At 71.7% G+C, this 25077-nt stretch carries 31 protein-coding genes; 21 read left to right on the top strand and 10 right to left on the bottom strand.

What is annotated here, in order from left to right; all coding sequences use genetic code 11:
* The first annotated feature begins 30 nt into the window (after positions 1 to 30).
* Positions 31 to 654 (top strand): hypothetical protein, encoded by a 624-nt coding sequence (locus H8B08_RS07335; RefSeq protein ID WP_187449552.1) that lies wholly within the window; start codon positions 31 to 33, stop codon positions 652 to 654.
* Here the strand turns inward: H8B08_RS07335 and H8B08_RS07340 are convergent.
* Positions 651 to 1091: an HIT domain-containing protein gene (locus H8B08_RS07340; RefSeq protein ID WP_187449553.1), complete on the bottom strand. Its 441-nt coding sequence runs from the start codon at positions 1089 to 1091 to the stop codon at positions 651 to 653. The two genes, H8B08_RS07335 and H8B08_RS07340, sit on opposite strands and share 4 nt — an antisense overlap.
* A gap of 82 nt (positions 1092 to 1173) precedes the next feature.
* Entirely contained in the window at positions 1174 to 1965 is a 792-nt protein-coding gene (locus H8B08_RS07345) for an outer membrane beta-barrel protein (protein WP_187449554.1), read from the bottom strand.
* A gap of 277 nt (positions 1966 to 2242) precedes the next feature.
* On the opposite strand from H8B08_RS07345, the gene mdh reads away from it, so the two are divergent.
* From mdh to H8B08_RS07365, 4 genes are all read left to right on the top strand, one after another.
* Complete coding sequence (gene mdh, locus H8B08_RS07350) at positions 2243 to 3208, top strand: malate dehydrogenase (protein ID WP_187449555.1); 966 nt, start codon at positions 2243 to 2245, stop codon at positions 3206 to 3208.
* A gap of 132 nt (positions 3209 to 3340) precedes the next feature.
* The gene (locus tag H8B08_RS07355; protein WP_187449556.1) at positions 3341 to 4177 is read left to right on the top strand and encodes a hypothetical protein; all 837 of its coding nucleotides are present in this window, start codon (positions 3341 to 3343) and stop codon (positions 4175 to 4177) included.
* A 120-nt stretch (positions 4178 to 4297) separates the two neighbouring features.
* Positions 4298 to 4849, top strand: a complete 552-nt coding sequence (locus H8B08_RS07360; RefSeq protein WP_187449557.1) for a GNAT family N-acetyltransferase — start codon at positions 4298 to 4300, stop codon at positions 4847 to 4849.
* Positions 4849 to 5388: a GNAT family N-acetyltransferase gene (locus H8B08_RS07365; protein ID WP_187449558.1), complete on the top strand. Its 540-nt coding sequence runs from the start codon at positions 4849 to 4851 to the stop codon at positions 5386 to 5388. The genes H8B08_RS07360 and H8B08_RS07365 overlap by 1 nt, the downstream gene beginning before the upstream one ends.
* Here H8B08_RS07365 and H8B08_RS07370 read toward each other — a convergent pair.
* Complete coding sequence (locus H8B08_RS07370) at positions 5385 to 6071, bottom strand: DJ-1/PfpI family protein (protein ID WP_187449559.1); 687 nt, start codon at positions 6069 to 6071, stop codon at positions 5385 to 5387. The two genes, H8B08_RS07365 and H8B08_RS07370, sit on opposite strands and share 4 nt — an antisense overlap.
* A gap of 138 nt (positions 6072 to 6209) precedes the next feature.
* Between H8B08_RS07370 and H8B08_RS07375 the strand changes: the two genes are divergently transcribed.
* Both H8B08_RS07375 and H8B08_RS07380 read left to right on the top strand, forming a co-directional pair.
* On the top strand, positions 6210 to 7184 hold the full coding sequence (locus tag H8B08_RS07375) for a GlxA family transcriptional regulator (protein ID WP_187449560.1): 975 nt from the start codon (positions 6210 to 6212) through the stop codon (positions 7182 to 7184).
* A 95-nt stretch (positions 7185 to 7279) separates the two neighbouring features.
* A complete protein-coding gene (locus H8B08_RS07380; RefSeq protein ID WP_187449561.1) occupies positions 7280 to 7420 on the top strand; it encodes a hypothetical protein in 141 nt (46 codons plus the stop codon).
* On the opposite strand, the gene H8B08_RS07385 is transcribed toward H8B08_RS07380, so the two are convergent.
* On the bottom strand, positions 7417 to 8193 hold the full coding sequence (locus H8B08_RS07385; protein ID WP_187449562.1) for a LytTR family DNA-binding domain-containing protein: 777 nt from the start codon (positions 8191 to 8193) through the stop codon (positions 7417 to 7419). The genes H8B08_RS07380 and H8B08_RS07385 overlap by 4 nt on opposite strands.
* Before the next feature lie 198 nt (positions 8194 to 8391).
* Here H8B08_RS07385 and H8B08_RS07390 point away from each other — a divergent pair, with 198 nt between their 5' ends.
* Positions 8392 to 8925 (top strand): DUF2306 domain-containing protein, encoded by a 534-nt coding sequence (locus tag H8B08_RS07390; RefSeq protein ID WP_370545433.1) that lies wholly within the window; start codon positions 8392 to 8394, stop codon positions 8923 to 8925.
* Positions 8926 to 8981: 56 nt separating this feature from the next.
* On the opposite strand, the gene H8B08_RS07395 is transcribed toward H8B08_RS07390, so the two are convergent.
* The gene (locus tag H8B08_RS07395; protein ID WP_370545434.1) at positions 8982 to 10724 is read right to left on the bottom strand and encodes a hypothetical protein; all 1743 of its coding nucleotides are present in this window, start codon (positions 10722 to 10724) and stop codon (positions 8982 to 8984) included.
* A 120-nt stretch (positions 10725 to 10844) separates the two neighbouring features.
* Between H8B08_RS07395 and H8B08_RS07400 the strand changes: the two genes are divergently transcribed.
* The 6 genes from H8B08_RS07400 (at position 10845) to H8B08_RS07425 (ending at position 14917) form a co-directional block, all read left to right on the top strand.
* Positions 10845 to 11549 (top strand): response regulator transcription factor, encoded by a 705-nt coding sequence (locus tag H8B08_RS07400; RefSeq protein WP_187449563.1) that lies wholly within the window; start codon positions 10845 to 10847, stop codon positions 11547 to 11549.
* On the top strand, positions 11518 to 13113 hold the full coding sequence (locus tag H8B08_RS07405) for an ATP-binding protein (protein WP_187449564.1): 1596 nt from the start codon (positions 11518 to 11520) through the stop codon (positions 13111 to 13113). The genes H8B08_RS07400 and H8B08_RS07405 overlap by 32 nt, the downstream gene beginning before the upstream one ends.
* Positions 13110 to 13562 carry a serine kinase gene (locus H8B08_RS07410; protein ID WP_187449565.1) on the top strand — a complete coding sequence of 151 codons (453 nt, stop codon included), beginning with the start codon at positions 13110 to 13112 and terminating at the stop codon, positions 13560 to 13562. Before H8B08_RS07405 ends, H8B08_RS07410 begins: the two co-directional genes overlap by 4 nt.
* A gap of 61 nt (positions 13563 to 13623) precedes the next feature.
* Positions 13624 to 14028: a PTS sugar transporter subunit IIA gene (locus H8B08_RS07415; protein ID WP_187449566.1), complete on the top strand. Its 405-nt coding sequence runs from the start codon at positions 13624 to 13626 to the stop codon at positions 14026 to 14028.
* A complete protein-coding gene (locus H8B08_RS07420) occupies positions 14028 to 14306 on the top strand; it encodes an HPr family phosphocarrier protein (protein WP_187449567.1) in 279 nt (92 codons plus the stop codon). Before H8B08_RS07415 ends, H8B08_RS07420 begins: the two co-directional genes overlap by 1 nt.
* A gap of 92 nt (positions 14307 to 14398) precedes the next feature.
* A complete protein-coding gene (locus H8B08_RS07425; protein ID WP_255500714.1) occupies positions 14399 to 14917 on the top strand; it encodes a response regulator in 519 nt (172 codons plus the stop codon).
* Here H8B08_RS07425 and H8B08_RS07430 read toward each other — a convergent pair.
* Entirely contained in the window at positions 14914 to 15261 is a 348-nt protein-coding gene (locus tag H8B08_RS07430; protein ID WP_187449568.1) for an antibiotic biosynthesis monooxygenase, read from the bottom strand. The two genes, H8B08_RS07425 and H8B08_RS07430, sit on opposite strands and share 4 nt — an antisense overlap.
* Entirely contained in the window at positions 15258 to 15578 is a 321-nt protein-coding gene (locus H8B08_RS07435) for an NIPSNAP family protein (protein WP_187449569.1), read from the bottom strand. Before H8B08_RS07435 ends, H8B08_RS07430 begins: the two co-directional genes overlap by 4 nt.
* A 103-nt stretch (positions 15579 to 15681) precedes the next feature.
* On the opposite strand from H8B08_RS07435, the gene H8B08_RS07440 reads away from it, so the two are divergent.
* Positions 15682 to 16359 carry a helix-turn-helix transcriptional regulator gene (locus H8B08_RS07440; RefSeq protein ID WP_187449570.1) on the top strand — a complete coding sequence of 226 codons (678 nt, stop codon included), beginning with the start codon at positions 15682 to 15684 and terminating at the stop codon, positions 16357 to 16359.
* Here the strand turns inward: H8B08_RS07440 and H8B08_RS07445 are convergent.
* Complete coding sequence (locus H8B08_RS07445; protein WP_187449571.1) at positions 16356 to 17597, bottom strand: CaiB/BaiF CoA-transferase family protein; 1242 nt, start codon at positions 17595 to 17597, stop codon at positions 16356 to 16358. The genes H8B08_RS07440 and H8B08_RS07445 overlap by 4 nt on opposite strands.
* A gap of 104 nt (positions 17598 to 17701) precedes the next feature.
* On the opposite strand from H8B08_RS07445, the gene H8B08_RS07450 reads away from it, so the two are divergent.
* Complete coding sequence (locus H8B08_RS07450; RefSeq protein ID WP_187449572.1) at positions 17702 to 18325, top strand: isoprenylcysteine carboxylmethyltransferase family protein; 624 nt, start codon at positions 17702 to 17704, stop codon at positions 18323 to 18325.
* A 3-nt stretch (positions 18326 to 18328) separates the two neighbouring features.
* Here H8B08_RS07450 and H8B08_RS07455 read toward each other — a convergent pair whose 3' ends face one another.
* The gene (locus H8B08_RS07455; protein ID WP_187449573.1) at positions 18329 to 18595 is read right to left on the bottom strand and encodes a DUF6356 family protein; all 267 of its coding nucleotides are present in this window, start codon (positions 18593 to 18595) and stop codon (positions 18329 to 18331) included.
* 149 nt (positions 18596 to 18744) lie between these two features.
* Here H8B08_RS07455 and H8B08_RS07460 point away from each other — a divergent pair, with 149 nt between their 5' ends.
* Genes H8B08_RS07460 through H8B08_RS07475 form a run of 4 tightly spaced genes read left to right on the top strand, consistent with a single transcriptional unit; the run spans position 18745 to position 22245 of the window.
* Positions 18745 to 19929 (top strand): acyl-CoA dehydrogenase, encoded by a 1185-nt coding sequence (locus H8B08_RS07460; RefSeq protein WP_187449574.1) that lies wholly within the window; start codon positions 18745 to 18747, stop codon positions 19927 to 19929.
* A 20-nt stretch (positions 19930 to 19949) separates the two neighbouring features.
* Entirely contained in the window at positions 19950 to 20393 is a 444-nt protein-coding gene (locus H8B08_RS07465) for a YaiI/YqxD family protein (protein ID WP_370545440.1), read from the top strand.
* Positions 20390 to 20809, top strand: coding sequence for an alternative ribosome rescue aminoacyl-tRNA hydrolase ArfB (gene arfB / locus H8B08_RS07470; RefSeq protein ID WP_187449575.1), 420 nt, complete (start codon positions 20390 to 20392; stop codon positions 20807 to 20809). The genes H8B08_RS07465 and arfB overlap by 4 nt, the downstream gene beginning before the upstream one ends.
* The gene (locus tag H8B08_RS07475; RefSeq protein ID WP_187449576.1) at positions 20809 to 22245 is read left to right on the top strand and encodes a hypothetical protein; all 1437 of its coding nucleotides are present in this window, start codon (positions 20809 to 20811) and stop codon (positions 22243 to 22245) included. Before arfB ends, H8B08_RS07475 begins: the two co-directional genes overlap by 1 nt.
* Here the strand turns inward: H8B08_RS07475 and bioB are convergent.
* On the bottom strand, positions 22242 to 23237 hold the full coding sequence (gene bioB / locus H8B08_RS07480; protein ID WP_187449577.1) for a biotin synthase BioB: 996 nt from the start codon (positions 23235 to 23237) through the stop codon (positions 22242 to 22244). The two genes, H8B08_RS07475 and bioB, sit on opposite strands and share 4 nt — an antisense overlap.
* A gap of 101 nt (positions 23238 to 23338) precedes the next feature.
* On the opposite strand from bioB, the gene H8B08_RS07485 reads away from it, so the two are divergent.
* On the top strand, positions 23339 to 25054 hold the full coding sequence (locus tag H8B08_RS07485; protein WP_187449578.1) for a M61 family peptidase: 1716 nt from the start codon (positions 23339 to 23341) through the stop codon (positions 25052 to 25054).
* Positions 25055 to 25077: the final 23 nt, after the last annotated feature.

The raw sequence follows: 25077 nt of genomic DNA on the forward strand, positions 1-25077 counted from the left end.
TTCTTGGCGAACCATGTGATGTGAACCGCCGTGTCGACGCCGCTTCTCCTGGCCGTGCTGTTGCTCGCCGCGCAAGACCCCGGCTCGACCGAGGAGCCGGATCCGGCTGTCACGTTCCCGACCGACACCCAGCCCCTCTACACCCCGCCCGCGGTGCGGCCGTTCGAAATGCCGTCTGGCGTCTCCTACGATCCGCCGGGCGCGCAGATCAGCGACCCGGTCGCGGCCCAGTCGGTCCAGCTCGACGCCTACGCCCGCTCCTACGAAGGCCCGAAGACGGTGACCGAGCAGGTCTACGAGCGCGGCGTGCGCGGCGCGTTCGAGTCCGCCCAGGTGCGCATGGGCCGGCTGGACGGCGAATGGCGGGTGACCGGCGCCGACGGACGGCCGCTGATGGTGCTGCTGCTCAGCGATCCCGGAGCCGGCGAGATCGACGGCGCCTGGCGTGATCTGCGGGCCGGGCCCGGGACGCCCGCCTCGGACCTGCTCGACTCGGTGACGCGCCAGGGCGGCGAACTGGTGATCCGTTTCACCCCGCGCGGTCAGGCGCACGCGTCGGAGCTGCGGCTCAGCACGGCGACCGACAGCCGGCTGGTCGGCTCCCTGCACGCCGGCTCGGGCGGCGTCCAGCGGGTGACCGCGACCCGCTTCTAGAGCAGGCAGGACTTCAGCGCGGCCAGGGCCGCGGCCTTGGCGTGGTCCAGCACGCCGTGCGCGTAGGCGATCGGCGCGCCGCGCGCCCACACCGGATCGGGCCACAGGCCGTCGTCGCGCCGTCGGCCCAGCACGTGAACGTGCAGCTGCGGCGTCACCAGGCCCAGCGCCCCGACATTCAGCTTCTCGACGGGCCGGCCCAGGGCCTCGCCGACCGCGCGAACGGCGGCCGAGGCGAGGCTGATCTCCTCCATCAGCCGGGCGCGGTCCTCGGGGGACAGGTCGTCGATCTCGCCGGCGCCGGCGCGGCGCGGGATCAGCACGATCCAGGGAAAGCGCGCGTCCAGCTGCAGCCGGGCCTGCGACAGGGGCAGGTCGGCCAGCCGGTCGCTGGTCGCCTCGAGGTTCGGGTGCAGGGAGAAGTCAGGCGTCGACATGCCGCCAAGGTGATGGTCTCGCGCCGCCGGTCAAGCGGGCGAGGAGCGGGACCGGCGGAACGCCCGCCGGCCCCGTCTCAGATCACCAGGTGTACTTGCCGCGGATCATCACCGGGGCGGTGATGGTCGAGCCGCTGTCCTGGTTCAGCTCGGCCAGGCCGAGGTTGACCAGGCCCGGGCCGGTCTCGTCCGACAGGTCGGAGATGTAGCGCAGGCCCACCTCGCCCTGGATGCTCCAGCGCTCGTTGAGCGACCAGTCGACGCCCAGGTCGGCGCCGATCGTCCACGACCAGGAGTCGTCGTAGAAGGTCACGCCGTTCTCCACGAGCTCGCCGCCCGGGGTGAAGAAGTCGGCGGTGATGCCGTTGGTGTAGGCCGCGCCGATGCGGCCGGCCATGTACGGCTTCCAGTTGCCTTCGCCGAAGTAGTGGCGATAGCCGAGGTCCAGGGTCCAGACCTCATGGTCGTCGAAGCTGGCGTTGATCACCGCCGTCTGGGTGGTCTCGACATCCTGCAGCCGGCCCCACTGGGTGGTGCTGCCCGAAGCCGAGCTGTAGCGCAGGGCGCCGAACACTTCGGAATTGTCCGACAGGCCGTAGCCCACCTCGCCGCCGATCGCCCAGCCGGTGTCGTAGACGTCGTTGAAGTTGACCGGATTGACCCGGATGATCACCGGCGCGCCGGCGAAGTCGGGATTGACCACCCCGAAGTCCGGAATTTGGACGCTGCGGCCGCCGTTCAGCTCGCCCTCGACGGGGAAGTCGGCCCCGGTCTCCAGCGAAAAGCTCCAGCGGCCCGCTTCGGTCTGGGCTGCGGCTGGAAGGGCGATCAGCGCCGCGGCGGCGGACGCGGCGGCCAGAAGTTGGAGCTTCATACGGCTCTCCTATTGTAACCGGGCGAGCCCCCGGCAGGGGCGCGTGACGTCGTCCACGGCTACCGCGAGACGCACTCCCTCCGCCGCGAACGGTCATCAAGCGACGAGGCGGGCAGAAAGATCGTTCAACTGGCGGTCACAAACTGTTGCAGTGTCTGAACAAGCTTGGCCGTGGCGCCGGCGCATCAGCGCGGCGCCCTTGCCCGGCGCCGCGCGGGGGATTAGACCGCGCGCCGACGCGATCCTCCCCTTAAGCTTCCCATTTCAGGAGACCCCCATGGCGCGCGCGAAAATCGCTCTGATCGGTTCGGGCATGATCGGGGGCACGCTCGCCCACGTCTGCGCCCGCGAGGAACTGGGCGACGTGGTCCTGTTCGACATCGCCGAAGGCATGCCGCAGGGCAAGGCCCTCGACATCGCCGAAGCCTCGCCGGTGTTCGGCAAGGATTCGCACCTGAAGGGCGCGAACGACTACGCCGACATCGCCGGCGCCGACGTCTGCATCGTCACCGCCGGCGTGCCGCGCAAGCCCGGCATGAGCCGCGACGACCTGCTGGGCATCAACCTGAAGGTCATGAAGGCGGTCGGCGAGGGCATCAAGAAGTACGCCCCGAACGCCTTCGTGATCTGCATCACCAACCCGCTGGACGCCATGGTCTGGGCGCTGCGCGAGTTCTCGGGCCTGCCTCACAACATGGTCGTCGGCATGGCCGGCGTGCTCGATTCGGCTCGCTTCCGCTGGTTCCTGGCTGAGAAGTTCGGCGTGTCGGTCGAGGACATCCACGCCTGGACCCTGGGCGGCCACGGCGACGACATGGTCCCGATGGTGCGCTACTCGACCGTCGGCGGTCTGCCGCTGCCGGAATGGGTGGCCCAGGGCGCGCTGACCCAGGCCGAACTGGACGCCATCGTCGAGCGCACCCGCAAGGGCGGCGGCGAGATCGTGGCCCTGCTGAAGACCGGCTCCGCCTTTTACGCCCCGGCCGAAAGCGCCGTGGCCATGGCCAAGTCGTTCCTGCTGGACAAGAAGCGCGTGCTGCCCTGCGCCGCGCACCTGAACGGCCAGTACGGCCAGAAGGACATGTACGTCGGCGTGCCGGTGGTGATCGGCAAGGGCGGCGTCGAGAAGATCGTCGAGTTCCCGATGGACGACGCCGAGAAGGCCATGTTCGCCACCTCGGTCGCCTCGGTGCAGGGCCTGGTCGCCGCCTGCAAGCAGATCGACACCTCGCTGGCCGCCTAAGCGCCGGTCCAGGGCGAGACCTGAAGGGCGCGGAGCTTCGGTCCCGCGCCCTTTTCATTTGCGCCGTTCGCGTAACGTCGGTTGCGCGGCCTCCCCGCCACACGGCAAGATGGCGTCAGGGGAGGAGTTCTCATGAAAGCTGTAGCGTTCTGCGCCGTCCTCGCGACGGCGCTCGTGGCCGCGTCGCCGGTTCCCGCCGCGTCGGAAAAGCTGTCGCCGAGCTATCTCGAGCTGCGCCGCAATCTCGAGTTCAACGGCTGGGAAACGCGGACCTCGATGGCCTACGGCGGCGACCTGCCCGCCGGCAGCGCGGCTGGCGTGCCGGACGCGACGCTACGCCAGCGCCTGGACGCGTTGTGCGGTCGTGGGGAGTTCGATTCCGAGCTGGGTCGATATCTCACCGAGAACTATCGGGATCCCGGGCTCGACCGCTCCGGCCGGCGCGACGGCGCCGGCTTCGCGATGCGCGACGGCAAGCTCGGCGTCGCCAGGAACTTCAAGGAAATGCTGCCGCGTCACCTGATGCGCGTGCGCGACAGCCTGCCGCCGCCAGGACAGGCCAGGTTCCTTCGGGACGGCGAGACCCTGGGCGGCTTCCCCGCCGACGCCGCCGCCGCGATCCGGCAGCGGGGGGAGTGGCTGGTGGTGCTCGACCAGCTCACGCTCGAAATCGACCGCCAGCGTATGCAGAACCCCAAGGAGTTCGAGACCGCCTACGCCTTCGGCCTGTGGACCGGGATCAAGTGCGACTTCGCCCTCAGGGGAAAGAACGTCCTCAAGGACGAGATCGAGAAGAACGGCTTCCCCGCCGCCGACGCCGGCGCGGACACCCAGCGCGCCTTCCTGCTGCTGGTCGCGGCCAGCCGCGATCCGCAGGTGACCCGCGCGGCTCTGGACGCCGCCCGCAAGGCGCCGGTGGGCGCGGTGGCGCCTGAGATCGTCGCGCGGCTGGAGGCTTGGGCGAAGTGACGGGCCGGCGGCCGGGGGCGGCGCCCGGCCGGCCCATGCCTTACGGTGGTGGTGACCGGCGGATGGCTGGCGAGCGGCGGCGCCGATGCGCTAGTCCTGCACAGCGGAACAGGAGAGCCCATGATCGCCCCCGGCCCTACGCTTGAAACCGAACGTCTGATCCTGCGCCCGACCTCGGGGGAGGACCTCGACGGCTTCGCCGCCCTGATGGGCGACGAGGAAGCGTCGCGGTTCATCGGCGGCGTGCAGGCGCGCGCGGCCGCCTGGCGGTCGATGTGCACCATGGCCGGCTCGTGGGTGACGCGCGGCCACGCCATGTTTTCGGTGATCGAGAAGTCGTCGGGCCGCTGGGTTGGCCGCCTCGGCCCTTGGACGCCGGAGGGCTGGCCCGGCACCGAGGTCGGCTGGGGCCTGCTCCGTGAGACCTGGGGCAAGGGCTACGCCACAGAGGGCGCGACCGCGGCGATCGACTGGGCCTTCGACCACCTGGGCTGGACCGAGGTGATCCACTGCATCGACCCGGACAACGTCCCTTCGCAGAAGGTCGCCGAGCGGCTGGGCGCGCGCAACCTCGGGCCGGGCAAGCTGCCCGCGCCGTTCGAGGCCGCGCCGGTCGACATCTGGGGCCAGAGCCGCGACGAGTGGCGCGCGCGCCTGCGGAGGCGCGCCTGATGTTGGGTCCCACCCTTCAGACCGAGCGCCTGCTGCTGCGCCCGCCGTGCGAGGCGGACTACGCGCCCTTCGCCGAGATGATGGGCGACGCGGAGCTGACCCGCTTCATCGGCGGGGTGAAGCCGCCGGCCCTGGCCTGGCGAGGGCTGGCGACCATGGTCGGCTGCTGGGCCATGCGCGGCTACGGCATGTTCGCCCTGATCGAGAAGGAGACCGGGGCCTGGGTCGGCCAGCTCGGCCCCTGGAAACCGGCCGAATGGCCCGGCAACGAGATCGGCTGGACCCTGGCGCGCCGGGGCATCGGCAAGGGCTACGCGGTCGAGGGCGCGACCGCGGCCATGGACTGGGCCTTCGACCACCTCGGCTGGACCGAGGTGATCCACTGCATCGATCCGAACAACGAACCCTCGATCCGGGTGGCCGAACGGCTGGGCTCGCGCCGGCTGGGCCCGATCCAGTGCCCGCCGCCCTACGACCAGGTCGAGTCGATCGCCTGGGGGCAGAGCGCCGAGGACTGGCGGGCGCGCCGGCGGGCCTAGGCCGTCCGCCAGGCGTCGCTGGCGTGTTCCATGTAGCGGGCGGTGGCCGCGGCCGTGTCCTCGCCGAAGTACCGGGCGACCACGTGCAGGGCCAGGTCGATGCCCGAGGTCAGGCCGCCGGCGGTGGCGATCCGGCCGCTGTCGACGAAGCGGGCGCCTCGGCGCAGCTCGATGTTCGGGTGCTTCTCGGCGAACGAATCCCAGAACTCGTGGTGGGTGGTGGCGGCCAGCCCGTCGAGCAGACCGACCCGGGCCAGCTGGAAGGCCCCGGTGCACACCGACATGGTCAGGTCCGCGCCGGCGCTGGCGCGCTTCAGCCACTCGCGGGACGCCTCGGTCGAACGCTGGGCCGGCACGACGATGACGTGGGGCTGCGGCGCGTCGGCCACGCCGTAGTCGGGCTTCAGCTTCAGCCCGCCGGTCATGCGCACCAGCTCCGACGTGGGGGCGACGGTGTAGAGTTCGAACGGGTTCCGCTCGCGCCCGCCTTCGGTCACCGACGTGTCCTGGAACACCTCCCACGGACCGGCCGTGTCGATGACGTTGGTGGAGTCGCCGAGCATGAAGGCGACGCGCACCTTCTCGCGGCGGGGCAGGATGTTCGAGCCGGCGGCCGCAGCCCCGGCCAGGGCCGCCAGCGCGCCCGCGCCGGCCGCGACGCCCAGGATTTCGCGCCTGTTCATCTGTTTGCTCCTCAGCTGTGCGGCTTACGCCTAAGGCGGGTCCGTCGTGGCGCTAAGGACGCCGGGCCTTCAATTTCGGCCACCCGATTGCTCGGCGCCTCGGGCGGCGCTAGCCGAGACGAGGGAATCGGAGGGACCATGGATCAGACCCGTCATGTGGCCATGCTGGTCTATCCGGACGCCCAGCTGCTGGACGTCGCCGGCCCGCTGGAGGTGTTCGCCCGGACCGCGCGCTGGCTGGCGGAGCATGGCGGAGCGGCCGTCCCCGCCTACATCGTGGAGCTGGTCGGCGCCGCGCCCGGCCCGGTGGCCATGTCCAGCGGCTTGGAGATGATGGTGCGCCGCCGCTACGCCGAGCTGGGCCCGGTCGACACCCTGCTGGTCACCGGCGGCATCGGTTACGCGACGGCCGCCGGCGACCCGGAGATGCTGGCCTGGCTGCGCGAACGGGCGGGCGCCACGCGACGGATCGGTTCGATCTGCAGCGGCGCCCTGGTGCTGGCCGCCGCCGGCCTGCTCGACGGGCGCGAGGCGACGACGCACTGGGCCTATTGCGACCGGCTGGCCGCCTTGGCGCCCGACTGCCGGGTCGACCCGGACGCCATCTTCGTGCGCAGCGGCCGGTTCTACACCTCCGCCGGCGTGACCACCGGCATGGACCTGGCCCTGGCCCTGGTCGAGGAGGACTGGGGCAAGGCGGTGGCGCTGGCCGTCGCCCAGGAGCTGGTGGTCTATCGCAAGCGGCCGGGCGGGCAGGGGCAGTTCAGCCGTTTCCTGGAGGCGGAGCGGCGCAACGACCGCTTCGGCGAGCTGCAGCTGTGGGTGCTGGACCGGCTGCACCAGGACCTTTCGGTCGAGCGCATGGCCGAGGTGGTGGGCATGAGCCCGCGCCACTTCTCGCGCCAGTTCCGCGCCCAGGTCGGCCGCACCCCGGCCGCCTGGCTGGCCGACCTGCGGCTGGAGGAGGCGCGCCGGCGCATCGAGAGCGGCGGCTTCCAGCTGAAGGACGTGGCCCGCCAGTGCGGCTTCGCCGACGAGCAGAACCTGCGCCGGGTGTTCCAGCGCCGCCTGGGCGTGGCGCCCAGCGCCTACCGCGAGCGGTTCGGCGGCTAAGGCCGGCCGCAATCGTGGCCGGAATTGACGCCTGGGCGTCGTTTGCGCCGGCCGCCTGGAGACTAGGGTCGCCCCGGTCGCGAAAGGAGCCAGCCGTGGTCAGGGTCGCCGGTGGAGTGTTCGTGCTGCTGGCGCTCGCCTGGGCGCTGGGCCTGGCCGCCGGAAGCCGAGATCAGAGGACCGTCAAACGGGTTGACGCGGGCGTCGGCGCCCACGTCGCCACCGCGGTCGGCTAGTACCAGCCGGCCGCCCGCAGGGCGCGCGCGTGGGTGCGGCTGACCGGGACTTCCACGCCGTTTTTCAGGGTCAGCTGAGCCTTGCCGTCGCCGCGCCGTACGTCGGCGACCGCCGCCTTCGCCACCCACCAGGAGCGGTGGGTCTGGGCGCCCTCGATCCCTTCCAGTTCGGCCACCGCGTCGGACAGGCGCATCAGGATCAGGTCCGAGCCGCGCTCGGTGTGCAGCCGCAGGTAATGGTCCTCGGACTCCACCGCGTAGAGCTCCGCCCCGCGCAGCTTCGGCGGCAGGCGCTCGAGGAAGCGGGGCGGCGCGGCCGGCTGCTCGGGCGTCGACGCCGCGCCGGCGTGCGCGCGACCGGCCAGCAGGTTCACCCCGGTCATCACAGCCGCGACCATCAGCACGGGCGGGAAGTACCCGGGCAGGGCGCCCGGCGTCAGCGGGAAGCCGAAGGCCCAGGCTGTGGCCAGCCAGACGCTGACGGTCAGCGGCGGGGTCATGACCGCGATCATCAGCGCGGCCTGCAGCCACACGCGCTCGCTGAACCAGCCGCGCCGCTGGACGAAGCCGGCCGCGACATGGCCCCAGACGCCGCCGACCACCATCATGCCGACCCAGTAGGCCAGCCGCAGCGGCAGCGGGGCCGCGTCCGAGCCGAACGCGCCGGCCAGGCCCATGAACAGGCCCGCGGCCGCGGCTATACCCACGCCGCGCAGCCATTCGGCCGGGCTCCGGCCGGGCGTGTCGTTCGGTGCGGCCGACGTCCGTCGCATGCTTCGCCTCCCTCGATCCCTCAAGACCACGATCCGGCGTCGGTTTGAAGACGGCGATCCGCGAAGCGTGAACGGCGCCCGCCCGCCGCTCGCGAAGCCGGCGCGGCGGTCTGTGCAGAGGCGGCTGCGGCGCCTTCCCGTCCGGGCCAGGAGAAGCGGGACCGCGGGAGAAACCCCGCCCCTTGCTGGAGACCCGCCGTGACCGCCCCCGCCCGCAGCATGCTCGTCCGCCGAACCGTCTTCGTCCTGGCCCTGGTGGCCGCCATCGTGACGACCGCCACCTTCGGAAAGTTCGACGCCTACCAGGACGCCCTGGCCCGTCTGGAGATCCACCCGCACGTGCCGGACTTCGCCCTGGTCGCGGCCGCCAAGCCGGCCATCCAGCTGCACCTGGCCACCGCCCTGCTGGCGCTGGCGATCGGGACTATCCTGCTGCTGGGCGTGAAGGGGAACCGGCTGCACCGCGCGCTGGGCTGGACCTGGGTGATCGCCATGGCGACCACGGCGGTCAGCTCGCTGTTCATTCGCGAGCTCAACCACGGCGCCCTCAGCTTCATTCACCTGCTGTCCGGCTGGACCATCGTGGGCCTGCCGATGGCGGTCTACGCCGCGCGCCGGCACAAGGTGGCCCAGCACCGCCGCTCGATGACCGGCATGTTCGTCGGCGGCCTGATCCTGGCCGGCCTGCTGGCCTTCCTGCCCGGCCGGCTGATGTGGGAGCTGTTCTTCTAAGAGCGCGGCAGCCGAAAGTGGGGGCCGTTTCGGCGGCCGCCGCGCTCCCAAAAATCTTACGCGGCGAGGCCGATGGCCTGCAGCAGCGGACGCATCTCGGCCGTCCGTTCCGGCGCGGCGGCCAGTTCGGCCCGGACCTCGGGCGTGCGCACCAGCTTCATCGCCTCGACCTTGGCCCGCTCGGCCACCGGGCCGGACGGCCCGGTCTGGCCCCCGGCCAGCTTCAGCAGGATCGACAGCCGCTGCAGGGCCGGGGCCGGGGCCCGCACGATCTGGGCGACCAGCTTGGCGTCGGCCTCGATCAGGCCGCCGACTTCGCCGAGCTTGGTCGTGATCTCCTCAAGGTCCTTCTCCGACAAATCGGCGCGGGCCGCGGCGCGCTGCAGGCCGGCCAGGGCGGCCAGCTTGGCCGTCGGAGCGGCCGCCCCGCCGCGCAGCTCGGTCTCGAACCGCAGAGCCGCGACGTTGGCCGCCAGCCAGCGGGAGGCGGCGCGTTTGTTGGCGGCGCCGGCCACGTTCTCGCATAGTCGAAGCAAGGCTTCGGCCTCCGCCAGGCCGCCGCGCCCCTGCCCGAGGTAGACGGTCACGAAGTCGGGGGCGACCAGGGCGCGCGAGCGTTCCACGAAGGCGGTCTGCACCTCGTCCTGGCTCAGCAGCCGCCCGGTCGCAGCGGTCAGGGCCATGGCCAGGGCGCGCAGGATGTCGATCTCGCCGTCGGCGTCGCCCGGACGCAGCCGGCGCGGCCCGTTCAGCTCGCGCACGACGCGGCGCGCGACACTGCCAGCCAAGATCTTGAGATCGCCAGCGGCGACCCGCCGGCCCAGGCGCGCGGCCGGACCTTCCAGCGGCGGGAGCATGCGCGACACCGACGGGTCGTGGCGGGCCAGAAGCTCCACCTCCGGCCCCGCGGCCAGGCGGGTCAGGGCGGCCAGGCTGGCCCCCAGGTCGAGGTCCGCGCCGAGCAGGTCGGCCAGGCCGCCGCGCGAGCCGAGGATCTCGCAGAGCATCTGCTCGACCACCATGAAGCACAGGGCGCGCGGCTGCGGTTCGTCCGGAGCCTCGTCCATGCGGTCGAGCAGCCGGTCCACCTTCGCGCCCCAGGTCTCCAGCGGGGCCAGGTCGGCCGCCAGCGCCCCGCCCAGCAGGAAAGCGCGGTCGGGGTGGCTGGCCAGCCGCCGGGCGACGGCGGAGAGAGACTCGGTGGCCAGGCTCGGGAACTGCGCCTGCCGGCGCGCCTGGATGACCCGCTCGATCGCCTGGGCGCCCAGCCGCTCGTACTCGCGCATGATCTCGTGGACGGGCCGGCCGGTGGCCTGGCTCTCGGGCACGGAGATCTTTTGCACCGCGTGACGCAGCTCCATGCCGGTCGCCTCCAGCCGTTCGGCCAGGTCGGGCCGGTGCATCAGCTCGAAGGCGGTGACCTTGTGGCGGCGCAGCCAGTCGTCCAGCAGGCGCGCGATCGTTTCGCGCCCGTGCGCCTGGTAGAGGTCGGCCACGCCCGTGCAGGCCGGCTCGGTGCGCGCTTCGGCCGCGGCGCGGCGTCGGCGGGTGTCCGGCGCGCCCTTGCTCATCAGGGTGACGCTGGCGAACTCCATGGTCTCGGGGTCGAGCGTCTCCTTGGTCACCCGTACGGCCGCGACGCGTCCTTCGGCCATCAGCTCCTCGGCCGTCTGCAGCGCATGGGCGCGATCTTCGGTGGCGCCCTGAAGCGTCCACGGCGCCTGGGGCGTGCGCCGGGCGAAGACTTCGTAATGAACCTGGCCGGCCATGCGCCCGCGTGTGCCCCGGATGTCGATCAACGATCGATCATGGTGAACCGGCATGCTTAAGACCGGGTTGAGAAACGCGGGTTTGCTTCAGGGCGCAGCGGCCATTAGCTTTGCGCCGTGCGCGCCCGCAGTCAGGGCGCCGGAGACGACATGGCGAACATCACCCTGGTCGACGACGACGAGAACATCGTCGCGTCCGTGTCGCTGGCCCTGGAGAGCGCCGGCCACGAGATCAAGGCCTACCACGACGGCGTGACCGGTCTGCAGGCGCTGGAGAGCGATCCGCCGGACCTGGCCATCCTCGACGTCAAGATGCCGCGCATGGACGGCATGGAAGTGCTGCGCCGCCTGCGCCAGACCTCCAACATGCCGGTGATCATCCTCACCTCGAAGGACGAGGAGATCGACGAAATCCTGGGCTTTAACCTGGGCGCCGACGACTACATCCACAAACCCTTCTCGCAGCGCCTGCTGCTCGAGAGGGTGAAGGCGGTGCTGCGCCGCGCCGGCATCGAGGGGCTCGAGCCGGTGGGGGCCGAGGTCGCCCAGGACAAGGCGCTCAAGCGCGGCAAGCTGGCCCTCGACCCGGCGCGCCACGAGTGCACCTGGGACGGCCGGCCGGTGAAGCTGACCGTCACCGAGTTCCTGCTGCTGCAGGCCCTGGCCCAGCGTCCGGGCTTCGTGAAGAGCCGCGACAACCTGATGGACGCGGCCTACGACGATCAGGTGTACGTGGACGACCGCACCATCGACAGCCACGTCAAACGCATGCGCAAGAAGTTCCGGGTGGTCGACCCCGAGTTCGACGCGATCGAAACCCTGTATGGCGTCGGATACCGTTATCGAGAAAGCTGAGCCGGCCCCGCGCGAGCGGGTGGCCTGGCGCTGGTTCGGGGGGTCGCGGCTCGGCCGGCTGATCGTCGGCCTGAACCTGGTCGGCCTGGTCGTGCTCGTCGTCGGCGCCCTGGTCATGAACGAGTTCCGCCAGGGGCTCATTCAGACCCGGCTGGATTCCCTGTCGGCCCAGGCCGAGCTGCTGGCCGAGGTGATCGCCGAGGGCGCGACCCGTGGCGAGCCGCAGCCGGAGCTGGAGCCGATCGCCGTGCTGGTGCTGCAGCGGTTCATCCCGCAGGGGCAGCGCGCGCGCCTGTTCGACGCCGAGGGCAACCTGCTGGCCGACAGCTACGTCGTGTCCGAGGACGTGGACGTCAAAGCCCTGCCGCCGGCGCGCAAGCCCGACGCCCGTCCGCCCCGCAAGCCCGACCTGGCCAAGGAGGCCAAGCTGGAGGCCGACGCGCGGGCCGACCTCGACGCCGAGGTGGCGCGGGCGCTGAAGGGCGAGCGGGTCGCCGACGTGCGTCACTCGGAGACCGGCGAGCGGGTGGTCTCGGTGTCCATTCCCGTGCAGCGCGTCGAGGCGGTCCTGGGCGTTCTGACGCTGGAGGCCGGCGACGTCGACGCCATCGTGGCGGCCCAGCGGCGCGCCCTGCTGCCGTTCGCGGCCATCGCGCTGGGCGTGACCCTGCTGTCGTCGTTGCTGCTGCACGTGCTGGTGGCCCGCCCGGTGATGCGCCTGTCGGCCGCCGCCGACCAGGTGCGCCTGTCGCGCGCGCGCGCCATCTCGCTGCCGGACCTCGAGGCCCGCAACGACGAGATCGGCGACCTGGCGCGCTCGCTCGAGACCATGACCGCCACCCTGTCGGACCGCATGGACGCCATCGAGCGGTTCGCCGCGGACGTCAGCCACGAGATCAAGAACCCGCTGACCTCGATCCGCTCGGCGGTGGAGACGCTGGACCTGGTCAAGGACGACAAGGCCAAGGATCGCCTGACCGGCGTGCTCAAGCAGGACGTCAAGCGGCTGGATCGCCTGATCACCGACATCTCCAACGCCTCGCGCCTCGACGCGGAGCTGTCGCGCGACCAGCCCAAGCCGGTCGATCTGGGCCGCCTGCTCGGCGACCTGACGGCCGCCTACAACGACGCCGCCCGCGAGGGCGAGCCGGTGGTGAAGCTGGTGCTGCCGTCCGAGCCGCTGCGCGTGGCGGGACGCGAGGGCCCGCTGGGCCAGGTGTTCCGCAACCTGATCGACAACGCCCGCTCGTTCGGCAAGCCGGGCGGCAAGGTGACGGTGGCGCTGCAGCGCTCCGACGTCGATCCGGCCCGCTCGGTGCTGCTGCGGGTCGAGGACGACGGCCCCGGCGTGCCGGTCGAGAACCTGGAGACCATCTTCCAGCGCTTCTACACCTCGCGCCCGAAGGGGGCGGCGTTCGGCGGCAATTCGGGCCTGGGCCTGTCGATCTCGCGCCAGATCGTCGAGGCGCACGGCGGCCGGATCTGGGCCGAGAACCTGACAGGTCCGGACGGCGAGGTGCGCGGTGCGCGCCTGTCGGTCGCCCTGCCGGAAGCGGCGCGGTGATCGTCCACGCCACCTCGGTCGCGCGGTTCACGCCGGCCGGCTGGCGCGCCGCCCTGCTGTTCGGCCGCTCCGGCGCCGGCAAGAGCGACCTCGCCTTGCGCGCCATGGCGGCCGGCTGGCGGCTGGTGTCGGACGACTACACCCGCGTCTGGGCGTCGGGCGGCGTGCTCTGGGCCCGCGCGCCGGAGACCATCGAGGGCCTGATCGAGGCGCGGGCGGTCGGCATCCTCACGACCGTTCCGCTCGGCCTCGCGCCGGTCGCGTGCGCCGTCGAATGCGAGGCCGAGGCCCCCGAACGCCTGCCCGAAGCGGAAGAGATCGAGCTGGAAACGGTTAACGTGCCGCGCTTCCACCTACGTGCCGTAGAAGCCTCAGCGCTGGCGAAACTGGACCGCGCGCTTTCGACCCACGGAAGGACCCTTGGACCTGAACGGGGTTCGGCCTATTAAGCCCCCGCGCGACAGAGCTGTGACAGGCCGGGCGCAGGTGGGGCGTGGTTAAGAGGCTCAGATGATCGGGCTCGTGATCGTCACTCACGGCGGGCTCGCGGCCGAGTTTGTTTCGGCCATGGAGCACGTCGTCGGACCGCAACGCGGGGTGGCGGCGATCTGCATCGGACCGGACGACGACATGGAGCGTCGTCGGCGGGACATTCTCGACGCCTGCGCGGCCGTGGACGAAGGTCGCGGCGTGATCCTGCTCACCGACATGTTCGGCGGCACGCCCTCCAACCTGGCCATCTCGGTTATGGAGCAGACCGGCGCCGAGGTGATCGCCGGCCTGAACCTGCCCATGCTGATCAAGCTGGCGAGCGTGCGTCACCGCGAGACGCTGGAGTCCTGCGTCGCCCACGCCCAGGAGGCCGGGCGCAAGTACATCTCCGTCGCCTCCTACGTCCTGGCCGGAGAGAAGTGATGAGCGGGCCGCTGAAGCGCACGGTGGAGATCTGCAACGAGCGTGGTCTGCACGCCCGCGCTTCCGCGAAGTTCGTAAAGATGGCCTCGACCTTCGACGCCGAGGTCAGGGTCAGCCGCGACGGCCAGACGGTCGACGCCCGCTCGATCATGGGCCTCCTGATGCTGTCGGCGGCGATCGGCTCGACCGTCGAGATCGAGGCCGACGGGCCCGAGGCGGAAGCCGCCGTCGACGCCCTGGCCAATCTGGTCGAGTGCCGCTTCGACGAAGAGCGCTGAGCGCGCGGATCGTTTTCGCGCCAACGGTTTACATTGATAACGAATCTCGCGTAACAGGGGTCGCCCGTTTAGGTTGAGCCTGGGGATCGTGCTTGTCTGGCGACGTTTTCGCGCGCGTCCGGGTTCTCGTCGTCGACGATCACGACCACATGCGCCGCATCCTGGCGACCGTCCTGCGCGGCATCGGGGTCCAGGAAATCCAGGAAGCGGACAACGGCGAGGAAGGCCTGCGCCAACTGGCGATCTTCCGGCCGGATCTGGTGATCCTCGACTTGGCCATGCCCGGCCTCGACGGGGTTGAATTCGCCTGGCGGGCCCGGCGCGATCCCAAGGTCGAACGCCAGGTGCCGATGATCATGGTCACCGGCCATTCGGGGCTGACCCAGGTGCTGGCGGCGCGCGACGCCGGGGTAGACGAGGTGCTGACCAAGCCGCTCACCGCGCGCGGCCTGCTGCAGCGGCTCGAGGCCGTGATCCAGTCGGAGCGGCCGTTCGTCATCGCCGACCGCTACATCGGGCCGTGCCGCCGGCGCCTGCGCGCCGAACACTACGGTCCGTGGCGTCGGGCCGAGGACCACGCCCGCTGCATCCTCGACATCGACGACGCCTAGAGCGCGTGCGCCCGGCGGCTGTCCGCCGGCGCCTCGCCGCGGCGGGTCAGCCCGTAGTCGCGCGACACCTGCGCCACCCGCAGCCGATAATCGGCGAACACGCCCGCGCGACCCCGCGCCTGCGCCTGCCGGTGCTCGGCCAGATCGCGCCAACGCGTCACCGCCGCCTCGTCGCGCCAGAACGACAGCGACAGCAGCTTGCCGGGGTCCGACACGCTGACGAAGCGCTCGACCGAGACAAAGCCGTCGATCTGCTCCAGCGTCGGGCGCAGGACCTCGGCGATGTCGAAATAGTCCTGCGCCCGGCCCTCGGCCGGCCAGGCCTCGAAGAGGACGGCGATCACGCGGCCGCCTCCGCCACGACCGGCGTCAGGAAGGTGCGCTCCTCGCGCCGGATGAAGCGACGCTCCTGGGCGAAGCGGAAGTTGGCGGCGCCTTCCGGATCGCGCTTCAGGGCGGCGCGGTACGCTTCGTAGGCGGCCAGGCTGTCGAAGCCGATCAGCCCCCAGGCGACGTCGCTGGTCCCCTCGTGCGGCAGGAAATAGCCCAGCAGGTCGCCGCCGCAGCGGGGAATGATCTCCAGCCAGCGGCCGGCGTAGGCTTCGAACGCCTCGCGCTGGTGCGGCTCGATCTCGTAGCGGATGAAGCAGGTGACGCGCATCCTCGGGGCCTCCTTGTGCGCGTCCTTCCTAGGTCCTCCAGGCGGTCGGATGCTTCGACGCCGGTGGAAGCGACGGGTGGGCGGTTTGGGCTAGGATCGGCCCATGAAGCTCGGACCTGACATCGCTGTCGCCGCCGCCCTGATCGGCGACCCGGCCCGCGCCAACATGCTGGTGGCCCTCCTGTCGGGCCAGGCGCTCACCGCCGGCGAACTGGCCGCGGAGGCCGGCGTGAGCCTGCAGACCGCCAGCCACCACCTGGGCAAGCTGGAGGCCGGCGGCCTGGTCGTCCCGCGCAAGCAGGGCCGGCACCGTTACGTCTCTCTGGCCGGGCCGGAGGTGGCCAGGGCGCTTGAGGGCCTGATGGGCCTGGCCGCCGCCACCGGCGCCCGGCGCGTGCGCATCGGCCCGAAGGAGCCGGCCCTGCGCCACGCCCGGGTCTGCTACGACCACCTCGCCGGCGAACTGGGCGTGCTGATGTTCGACCGCCTGGCCGCCGACGGCGCCATCGCCGTCGAGGGCGAACGGGTGGACCTGACCGGCGCGGGCGCGGTGCGGATCGCCCGCCTGGGCGTCACGCCGGAAAGCCTGCCGCGGGGACGCCCCCTCTGCCGGACCTGCCTGGATTGGAGCGAACGCCGCTCGCACCTGGGCGGCCCGCTCGCCAGGGCGCTGATGGGTCGCTTCCTCGAGCTCGGCTGGGCCGACCGCGAGGCCGGCACGCGGATCGTACGCTTCAAGCCTTCGGGACTGCGCGAATTCCAGACCTGGCTGGGGGCCTAAACCACTCCGGCGGCGCGCAGTTCGGCGATGCGCTCCGGGGTCAGGCCAAGGCGCTCGGCCAGCACCTTGTCGGTGTGCTCGCCCAGGGCGGGCGGGGGCGTCACGTAGGCGACCGGGGTCTGCGACAGCCGCACCGGACTGGCCACGGTCTTGATCGGCCGGGCCAGGTCGCCGCGGACCTGTTCGACCACCAGGCCGCGCGCCTTGGCCTGCGGCTCCGCGAACACGCCGTCGATGGTGTTGATCGGCCCGCAGGGGACGCCGGCGGCCTCCAGCGCCTTGATCCAGTGGTGCGTGGTCCCGGCCTCGGTCAGGGCGGTCAGCAGGGGGATCAGCTCGGCCCGGTTGGCGACGCGGAGCGCGTTGGTCAGGAAGCGGTGGTCCTCGCCCAGCGCCTCGTCCCCCAGCGCCTTGCACAGCGCGCGGAACTGGCCGTCGTTGCCGACCGCCACCACGATCGAGCCGTCGGCGGTGGCGAAGGGCTGATAGGGGCACAGGTTCGGGTGGGCGTTGCCCAGGCGCTGGGGCGCGCGGCCCGAGACGAAGAAGTTGGTCGCTTGGTTGGCGAGCATGGCCGCCTGCACGTCGAACAGGGCCAGGTCCACGTGCTGGCCCTGGCCGGTCATGCGGGCGTGCAGCAGGGCGGCGAGGATGCCGTTCGAGGCGTAGAGTCCGGTGAACAGGTCGGCCACCGCCACGCCCACCTTCATCGGCTCGTCGCCGGGCGCGCCCTCGGGCTGGCCGGTGATCGACATCAGTCCGCCCATGGCCTGGATCATGTAGTCGTAGCCGGCCCGCTCGGCGTAGGGGCCGCTCTGCCCGAAGCCGGTGATCGAGCAGTAGACCAGCCGCGGGTTGACCTGGCGCAGGCTGTCGTAGTCGAGGCCGTACTTCTTCAGGCCGCCGACCTTGAAGTTCTCGACCACCACGTCGGCCCGGGCGGCCAGTTCTCGCAGCAGGGCCGCGCCTTCGGGGCGGGCCATGTCCACCGTGACCGAGCGCTTGTTGCGGTTGGCGCACATGAAATAGGCGGCGTCGCCCCGCTCGCCCTCGGCGGTGTCGGTGAACGGCGGGCCCCAGGCGCGGGTGTCGTCGCCGGCCCCGGGCCGCTCGACCTTGATCACGTCCGCGCCGAGATCAGCCAGCAACTGGGTCGCCCAGGGCCCGGCCAGCACGCGCGACAGGTCGAGCACGGTGACGCCCGCCAACGGGCCGGTGGCTGCCTTTGCTTCACTCATGGGGCCTGAATAGGCCCGCCCGTCGCCTGACTCCAGCGTCGAGATGGGGCTTGGCGGTTCCGGGGCGAATGGTGTTCTCTAGGTCCGGGGGAACGGGGGTCGCTATGGACAAGACTGTTCGCTCTGTGCGCTGGCCGCTGGTGTTCGACTTCGCCGAACGCATCGTCCTGATCGCGCTATATGTTTCGCTGGTGATGCGCATCCTGGCCGTCGTCCAGCACAACCCCTACAACGTGGTCCTGCTGCTGTCGGAGGCGATCGTCCTGGGGCTGCTGCTGGTGCGGCGTCCGGCCGACCAGCTGAGCCTGCGGCCCTTGGACTGGATCATCGCGTTCGGAGGCACCGCCGCGCCGATGCTGGCCGCGCCCGCCGACGGGGCGTTGATCCCCCAGTTCACGGGCCTGGTCGTCATGATCTACGGCCTGGTCGTCAGCATGGCCGCCCAGATCGCGCTCCGCCGCAGCTTCGGCGTGGTGGCGGCCAACCGCGGCGTGCGGATCGGCGGACCGTACCGCTTCGTGCGCCACCCGATGTACGTCGGCTATTTCATCATCAACGCCGGCTTCCTGCTGCTCAATCCCAGCGCCTGGAACCTGGCGATGTTCGGCGTCGGCGCCGCGCTGCAGGTCATGCGCATCCTGGCCGAGGAGCGGGTGCTGGGCGAAGATCCGGCGTACCGGGCATACGCCGCGAGCGTGCCCTACCGGCTGGTGCCGAAGCTGTTCTGAGCCTTAGAGGCCCGGATCCCACACGCCGGCCTGGCGCATGCGCTCCTCGCGGGCGGTGACGGCGCGGCCGTTCAGCTCGCCGGCCATCTCGCGCACGCAGTCCGACGCGGCGGTCTTGCACAGGCCCGGGATCAGGGCGTGAGTGTAGGCGGCCAGGCTGGCCTTCAGCAGCCGCCAGCCGTAGCGCGAGGCCGCGCCCGCGTGTTCGAGGTAGGTTTCCTCGACCTCGCGGGGATGCTGGATGAAAAGCCGGTGCAGCACGTTGGCCATCTTCTCTCCAAGGCGCGGATCAGCCGCGTCCCATCCCCCTACCTAGACCCGTGTTTTTCCCGTAGACGCTCGGGAACCGGAGACTCACTCCCATATCATGCGACACGCGCGCTGACACGCGGCGCGCGACCGCGCTTACGGAGACCGCCATGCCGCTCGACGCCGGCCAGAAGACCTTCCGCTGGGACGACCCGTTGGACCTGACGGGCCGCCTCACCGACGAGGAGCGCATGGTGCAGGACGCCGCCCGCCAGTACGCGCGCGAGAAGCTGCTGCCGCGGGTGGTAACCGCCTTCGCCGAGGAACGGTTCGATCGCGAGATCATGACCGAGATGGGGGCGATGGGCTTCCTGGGCGCGACCCTGCCGGAACAATACGGCGGCGCCGGCGTCAGCCACGTGGCCTACGGCCTGATCGCCCGCGAGATCGAGGCGGTCGACAGCGGCTACCGCTCGGCCATGAGCGTGCAGTCGTCCCTGGCCATGTACCCGATCTACGCCTTCGGCACCGAAGAGCAGAAGATGCGCTGGCTGCCGAAGATGGCCGCCGGCGAGCTGGTCGGGTGCTTCGGCCTGACCGAGGCCGACGGCGGCTCCGACCCGGCCTCGATGAAGACCAAGGCCGAGAAGGTCCCGAGCGGCTACAAGCTGAACGGCGGCAAGTACTGGATCACCAACTCGCCGATCGCCGACCTGGCGGTGGTGTGGGCCAAGCTGGACGGCGAGATCCGCGGCTTCGTGGTCGAGCGCGGCATGGACGGCTTCACCACCACCAAGATCGGCGACAAGCTCTCGCTCCGCGCCTCGATCACCGGCGACATCGGCCTGAACGACGTGATCGTGCCGGAAGAGAACCTGCTGCCCGGCGTGAAGGGCCTGCGTGGTCCGTTCTCGTGCCTGAACAAGGCCCGCTACGGCATCAGCTGGGGCGCCATGGGCGCGGCCGAGTTCTGCTTCCACGCCACCCGCGACTACGTCTCCGAGCGCATCCTGTTCGGCCGGCCGCTGTCGGCGCGCCAGTTGGTGCAGAAGAAGCTGGCCGACATGCAGACCGAGATCTTCCTCGGCTTCGAGGGCGCGCTGGCGCTGGGGCGTCTGCTCGACCAGGGCGCCTGGGTGCCGGAAGCCATCTCGATGATGAAGCGCAACAACTGCGGCAAGGCCCTGGCCATCGCTCGCGAGGCTCGCGACATGCACGGCGGCGCCGGCATCACCGGCGAGCACCACGTCATGCGCCACGCCATGAACCTCGAGACGGTGAACACCTACGAGGGCGCCCACGACGTGCACGCGCTGATCCTGGGTCGCGCCATCACCGGCGAGAGCGCGTTCTGACCGAGGCGGCCGAGCCCCAGATCTACGTCGACGCGGACGCCTGCCCCGTAAAGGAGGAGGTGTACCGCGTCGCGCGCCGCTACGGCCTGGCGGTGCACGTGGTCTCGAACGCCTTCATGATGATCCCGCAGGGCGAGCCGCTGATCCGCCGGGTGATCGTCGAGGAAGGCCCCGACGTCGCCGACGACTGGATCGCCGAGCGGGCCGGCCCGAAGGACGTCGTGATCACCAACGACATCCCGCTGGCCAGCCGCTGCCTGAAGTCAGGGGCCCAAGTGATCGGCGCCAAGGGCGATCCGTTCACGGCGGATTCCATCGGCTCGGCCCTGGCCGGCCGCGAGATCGGCGAGCACCTGCGCTCCATGGGGCTGAACACCAGCGGCCCGAAGCCGTTCGGCCAGGCTGACCGCTCGAAGTTCCTGCAGGCGCTGGACACCGCGGTGGTGAAGGCGCGGCGGCGATGATCGAAGTCACCCCCAACCTGGCGCTCGACGAGGACGAGCTGGTTTTCAAGGCGGCCCGCGCCTCCGGCCCCGGGGGCCAGCACGTCAACAAGACCTCGACCGCGATCGAGCTGCGCTTCGACGCGCGCAACTCGCCGTCCCTGCCCGAGGAGGTGAAGGAGCGGCTGACTCGTCTGGCCGGCAGCCGAATGACGCAGGACGGGGTGCTGGTGCTGTTCGCGCAAGGGTTCCGCAGCCAGGAGATGAACCGCCAGGACGTGATCGCCCGCCTGGTCGAGCTGGTCCGCCGGGCGACGGAGAAGCCAAAGCCGCGCAAGGCCACCAAGCCGACCTACGCCTCCAAGCTGAGGCGGCTGGAGGGCAAGGCCAAGCGTTCGGGCGTGAAGGCCGGGCGGGGCCGCCCGTCGATGGACTGATGGGAACGCTCTACGCCGATTGCGCGAACGCGCCCGATCCGGCCCGCTGCCTGCTGGAGCGCGCCGCCCCGGCCGTCGACGGCCGCGAGGAGCTGCTGGAGACCGCGATCGTCGGGCTGGGCGCGCCTGAGCTGGCCCGCCTCGTCGAGCTTTCCGATGCGCGCGACCGCGCCAGCGTGCTGCTGGCGGCGACGCTGGTCCGCGACCCCGACCCGCTGGCGGATGCGGCCGTGCGCGCCGCCATGGCGGCGGCCGGCGACGACGCCGAGGTGATCCGCGGCGCGATCAGCACCGTCGACCTGCGCACTGGCGGGCTGGCGCCGCGTCCGGCCGGCCTGCTCGCCGTACTCGCCGCGGCCGAGGCGCACGCCAGGGACGACGCCTGGGGACTGATCTGGCTCGGCGAGGCGGCGCTCAACCGCGGCTATCCGGAGGCGGGGCTGGCCCTGCTGCGGCGCGTGGCGGCGCGTGGCGACGCCGGCCCGGACGTCCGCGCTCACGCAGCCGAGCGGCTGCTGTGGCGGGGCGGGGTCGACGAGGCGCATCGGCTCATGCCGGCCGACGGCGACCTGCGCCTGGCGGCGAGGATCGCGGCGGCGCGGCTGGCCCGCGGCGCGGACCCGGCCGCGGTCGGGGCGGTCGTCCGCTGGCTGGAGCACGACCTCGCTCAGACCAGCGCCGCGCACGTGGTCTGGGCGGAAGAGCTGACCAAGTTCTTGCGGGTCCTGGCCGCCGCCGGCGCGGAGGCCGATGTCCGGTGCCTGGCCGAGCTGTACCTGGAGCGGTCCCGCGCGCCGCTGCCGCACGAGGGGCCGGAGACGCGCGGCGACTGGGCCGGGCTGGCGTCCGACGCCTTCCGTCTGGCCGGCGACTTCGACGCCGCCGACGCCGCTGCGCGCGAGGGCCTGCAATACCTCGAGCGGCTGGTCGCAAAGTGGACCCGCCGGATCGAGGCGGGCGACCCCGACGCCGAACATCACCTGCGCTTCCTGCGCGTCGCGCCGGCGCGGGCTCTGTATCGGGCCGGGCGGGTGGACGAGGCGCTCGCGACCGGGCGCATCCGGGCCATGGACCGCTGGCGCGACGCGACCGAGACGGGGGTGGAGACGCCCGACATCGGGTGGGTGATCGCCGAACGCGACCTGGCCGGCCTGGACGAGATCAAGCACAGGCTGATCGAGGCCGGGGACCGCGCCGGCGCGGGCGAGCTCTACGAGGCGCTCACCGCCGCGCGCGACGGCTTCGACGAGCCCGAGGTGTTTCGCGAGCGGGAGCTGGGCCTGTTCGCCGCCGCCGCCGGCCGCGGCGTGGCCATGCGCGCCCACTTCGCCCGCGCCGCCGCGGCCCTCGACTCCGAAACCGACCCCGAGGCGGCGGCGCTCGCCGCCCTGCAGTTGGCCTGCGACTGGCGCCGCGGCGAGGTGCTGGTGGGTTAGGCCGCCGCTTCCGCCTTCGCCCCCATCGGGCGCAGGCCGAGGTCGGCGAACAGCCGGCTGTCCTCGTCCATCTCCGGCAGCGGGGTGGTCAGCAGCTTGCCGCCGACGAAGATCGAATTGGCCCCGGCCAGGAAGCACAGGGCCTGCAGCTCGCGGCTCATGCCCTCGCGGCCAGCCGACAGGCGCACCATGGCCTTCGGGCAGACCAGGCGGGCGACCGCCACCGTGCGCACGAACTCGATCGGGTCGATCTCGCCCTCGCGCTTGGCCTTGGCGCCGAGCGGGGTGTTGGCGATCGGCACCAGGGCGTTGACCGGCAGGCTGTCCGGATGGGCCGGCAGGGTGGCCAGCGAGTGCAGCAGGCCGGCGCGGTCGCGGCGCTTCTCGCCCATCCCAACGATGCCGCCGCAGCAGGTCGACATGCCGGCCTCGCGCACCGCCGACAGGGTGTCCAGCCGGTCCTGGTAGGTGCGGGTGGTGACGACCTCGGCGTAGTACTCCGGCCCGGTGTCCAGGTTGTGGTTGTAGTAGTCGAGGCCGGCCGCCTTCAGGGCCTTGGCCTGGTCGGGCGTGCACATGCCCAGCGTCGCGCAGGTCTCCATGCCCAGCGCCTTCACGCCGGAGATCATGGCTTCCAGCTTGGGAAGGTCGCGGTCCTTCACCTCGCGCCAGGCCGCGCCCATGCAGAAGCGCTGGGCCCCGCCCTCGCGGGCGCGCTTCGCCTCGGCGATCACCGCGTCGGGCTCCATCAGCTTGGTCGCCTTCAGGCCGGTGTCGAACGAAGCCGACTGGCTGCAGTAGCCGCAGTTCTCGGCGCAGCCGCCGGTCTTCACCGACAGCAGCTGCGACAGCTGCACCTCGTTCGGGTCGAACCAGCGCCGGTGCACGCTCGCCGCCTGGAACACCAGCTCCATGAACGGCAGGTCGAACAGCGCCTCCACCTCGGCGAGCGTCCAGTCGTGGCGGGGCAGGGCGGCGTCGCGGGCGGTCATCGGCTAAGCTCCTCGGCGCAGGCTCTCCAACTGTTAAGCTGACACACCTGCGTTCGGGCGCTTTGATGGCCGCCGAGGCTCCGCGACACAAGGGGGAAGCAATGTTCGCGTCGTTCCGCATCGGCCTGCTGGCGGCGGCCGCCCTCACCACCAGCGCGGCGGCCCGGCCCTCCGAGCCCGATCCGGTGCGTTACCGGGTTACGCCGGTGATGCAGGGCCCGGATCTGCAGGCCCTGGAGATCGAAATCCGGTTTCGCGGCGACGCAGACGGCGAGACGCGCCTGGAACTGCCGAACGCGTGGGGTGGCGAGACTGAGTTGTGGCGCCGCCTGTCGGGCCTCACCGTCGCGGGCGCGAGCGTGGCGGAAGACGGCCCCGAGGCCCGGATCCTGAAGCATCGGCCGGGTGCGCCGCTGACCGTGCGCTACCGCGTGTCCTCCGGCGCCGCCGCGGATCCCCGCGCCCCCTACCGGCCGGTCGTCAGCCCAGGCTGGTTCAGCGTCCTGGGCGAGACAGTGTTCGCCTTGCCCGCCGACAGCGCCGGCCGGCCCGCCAGCTTCACCTGGGGGAGTGTGCCGCGCGGCTGGACCGCGGCGTCCGACGCCGAACACGGCGCCATGGGGCGGCCGCTGTCCGTCGGCGACGTGGTGGAGAGCGTGTCGCTCGGCGGCGCCGACGTCACGGTGCAGGAGCGGGACATCCCCGGAGGGCGCCTGCGGGTGGCGGCGCGGGGAAGACGGCCGTTCACCGACGCGGAGCTCGCCGACCTGGCCGCACAGATCATCGGCGCGGACCGGAGTTTCTGGAACGACACGGCCGAGCCCTTCTTCGTGGCGATGACGCCGCTGGAGGATGCGCCGGCGGCCAGCGTCTACCGCGGCACCGGGCGCGCCGACGGCTTCGCGCTGTACGGAACCGCCAACGTCGATCTCGCCGCCTACCGGTATCTGCTGGCTCACGAGCACAGCCACACCTGGGTGCCACGGGCGCTGGGGCGCATGCCGGAGGGCGCGCAGGAGGCGTCCGGCTACTGGTTCAGCGAGGGCTTCACCGACTTCCAGGCCTACCGGAGCCTGCTGCGGTCGGGCGTGTGGTCGCCGGAGGAGTTTGTGGCGCGTCTGAACGAGACGCTCGGCGCCTATGCGGCGTCACCGGCGCGCACGGCGCCGAACGCGCGTGTCGTGGCCGACTTCTGGACCGACTATGCGGTGGAGAAACTCCCTTACCAACGGGGCATGCTCCTGGCCTGGACCTGGGACCGGCGGTTGCGGGAGGCCACCGGCGGGCGCCTCGACCTGGACGACGTGCTTCTGCGCATGCGCGACGGCGTGCGCGCCGACAGCGCGGACGCCACGCTCGCGTCCGATCGGTTTTTCGCGACCTACAGAGAGATGTCCGGGGTCGACCTTTCGGCCGATTATACGCGGTACGTCACCGACGGTGCGGCGGTGTTGCTGCCGGCCGACCTGTTCGGGACCTGCGCCGAGATCCGCACCGAGACCTTTCCCGCCTTCGATCGCGGCTTTGACGCGGAGAAGACTGCGGCGGCCGGCAATGTGATCATCGGGCTCAGGACCGACAGTCCGGCCTACGCCGCAGGCCTGCGCGAGGGCATGAAGATCATCAAGCGTGAGGCCGGCCAGCCGGGCGACTCCCGGGTCGAGTACGTGCTGCGCGTGTCGGACGGCGCCGGCGAGCGGCTGATCCGCTTCCAGCCCGTGGGGCAGGGCGAGATCACGCGCCAGACGGTCGTGCTGGCCCCGGGCCTCGGCGAGGCCGCCCGCGCGGCCTGCGCGCGGTCCATGTCGGGCGCCTGAAACCCAAGCCCTGCACGGGTTGT

This window comes from Caulobacter sp. 17J80-11, from assembly GCF_014349105.1.
Lineage (GTDB): Bacteria > Pseudomonadota > Alphaproteobacteria > Caulobacterales > Caulobacteraceae > 17J80-11.

Bases quoted from the DNA above. Each gene is read 5' to 3' on its own strand.
- H8B08_RS07340 (WP_187449553.1), bottom strand. From the start codon at position 1,091: ATGTCGACGCCTGACTTCTCCCTGCACCCGAACCTCGAGGCGACCAGC.
- H8B08_RS07345 (WP_187449554.1), bottom strand. From the start codon at position 1,965: ATGAAGCTCCAACTTCTGGCCGCCGCGTCCGCCGCCGCGGCGCTGATC.
- mdh (WP_187449555.1), top strand. From the start codon at position 2,243: ATGGCGCGCGCGAAAATCGCTCTGATCGGTTCGGGCATGATCGGGGGC.
- H8B08_RS07355 (WP_187449556.1), top strand. From the start codon at position 3,341: ATGAAAGCTGTAGCGTTCTGCGCCGTCCTCGCGACGGCGCTCGTGGCC.
- H8B08_RS07360 (WP_187449557.1), top strand. From the start codon at position 4,298: ATGATCGCCCCCGGCCCTACGCTTGAAACCGAACGTCTGATCCTGCGC.
- H8B08_RS07365 (WP_187449558.1), top strand. From the start codon at position 4,849: ATGTTGGGTCCCACCCTTCAGACCGAGCGCCTGCTGCTGCGCCCGCCG.
- H8B08_RS07370 (WP_187449559.1), bottom strand. From the start codon at position 6,071: ATGAACAGGCGCGAAATCCTGGGCGTCGCGGCCGGCGCGGGCGCGCTG.
- H8B08_RS07375 (WP_187449560.1), top strand. From the start codon at position 6,210: ATGGATCAGACCCGTCATGTGGCCATGCTGGTCTATCCGGACGCCCAG.
- H8B08_RS07385 (WP_187449562.1), bottom strand. From the start codon at position 8,193: ATGCGACGGACGTCGGCCGCACCGAACGACACGCCCGGCCGGAGCCCG.
- H8B08_RS07400 (WP_187449563.1), top strand. From the start codon at position 10,845: ATGGCGAACATCACCCTGGTCGACGACGACGAGAACATCGTCGCGTCC.
- H8B08_RS07405 (WP_187449564.1), top strand. From the start codon at position 11,518: ATGGCGTCGGATACCGTTATCGAGAAAGCTGAGCCGGCCCCGCGCGAG.
- H8B08_RS07415 (WP_187449566.1), top strand. From the start codon at position 13,624: ATGATCGGGCTCGTGATCGTCACTCACGGCGGGCTCGCGGCCGAGTTT.
- H8B08_RS07420 (WP_187449567.1), top strand. From the start codon at position 14,028: ATGAGCGGGCCGCTGAAGCGCACGGTGGAGATCTGCAACGAGCGTGGT.
- H8B08_RS07435 (WP_187449569.1), bottom strand. From the start codon at position 15,578: ATGCGCGTCACCTGCTTCATCCGCTACGAGATCGAGCCGCACCAGCGC.
- H8B08_RS07440 (WP_187449570.1), top strand. From the start codon at position 15,682: ATGAAGCTCGGACCTGACATCGCTGTCGCCGCCGCCCTGATCGGCGAC.
- H8B08_RS07445 (WP_187449571.1), bottom strand. From the start codon at position 17,597: ATGAGTGAAGCAAAGGCAGCCACCGGCCCGTTGGCGGGCGTCACCGTG.
- H8B08_RS07450 (WP_187449572.1), top strand. From the start codon at position 17,702: ATGGACAAGACTGTTCGCTCTGTGCGCTGGCCGCTGGTGTTCGACTTC.
- H8B08_RS07455 (WP_187449573.1), bottom strand. From the start codon at position 18,595: ATGGCCAACGTGCTGCACCGGCTTTTCATCCAGCATCCCCGCGAGGTC.
- H8B08_RS07460 (WP_187449574.1), top strand. From the start codon at position 18,745: ATGCCGCTCGACGCCGGCCAGAAGACCTTCCGCTGGGACGACCCGTTG.
- arfB (WP_187449575.1), top strand. From the start codon at position 20,390: ATGATCGAAGTCACCCCCAACCTGGCGCTCGACGAGGACGAGCTGGTT.
- H8B08_RS07475 (WP_187449576.1), top strand. From the start codon at position 20,809: ATGGGAACGCTCTACGCCGATTGCGCGAACGCGCCCGATCCGGCCCGC.
- bioB (WP_187449577.1), bottom strand. From the start codon at position 23,237: ATGACCGCCCGCGACGCCGCCCTGCCCCGCCACGACTGGACGCTCGCC.
- H8B08_RS07485 (WP_187449578.1), top strand. From the start codon at position 23,339: ATGTTCGCGTCGTTCCGCATCGGCCTGCTGGCGGCGGCCGCCCTCACC.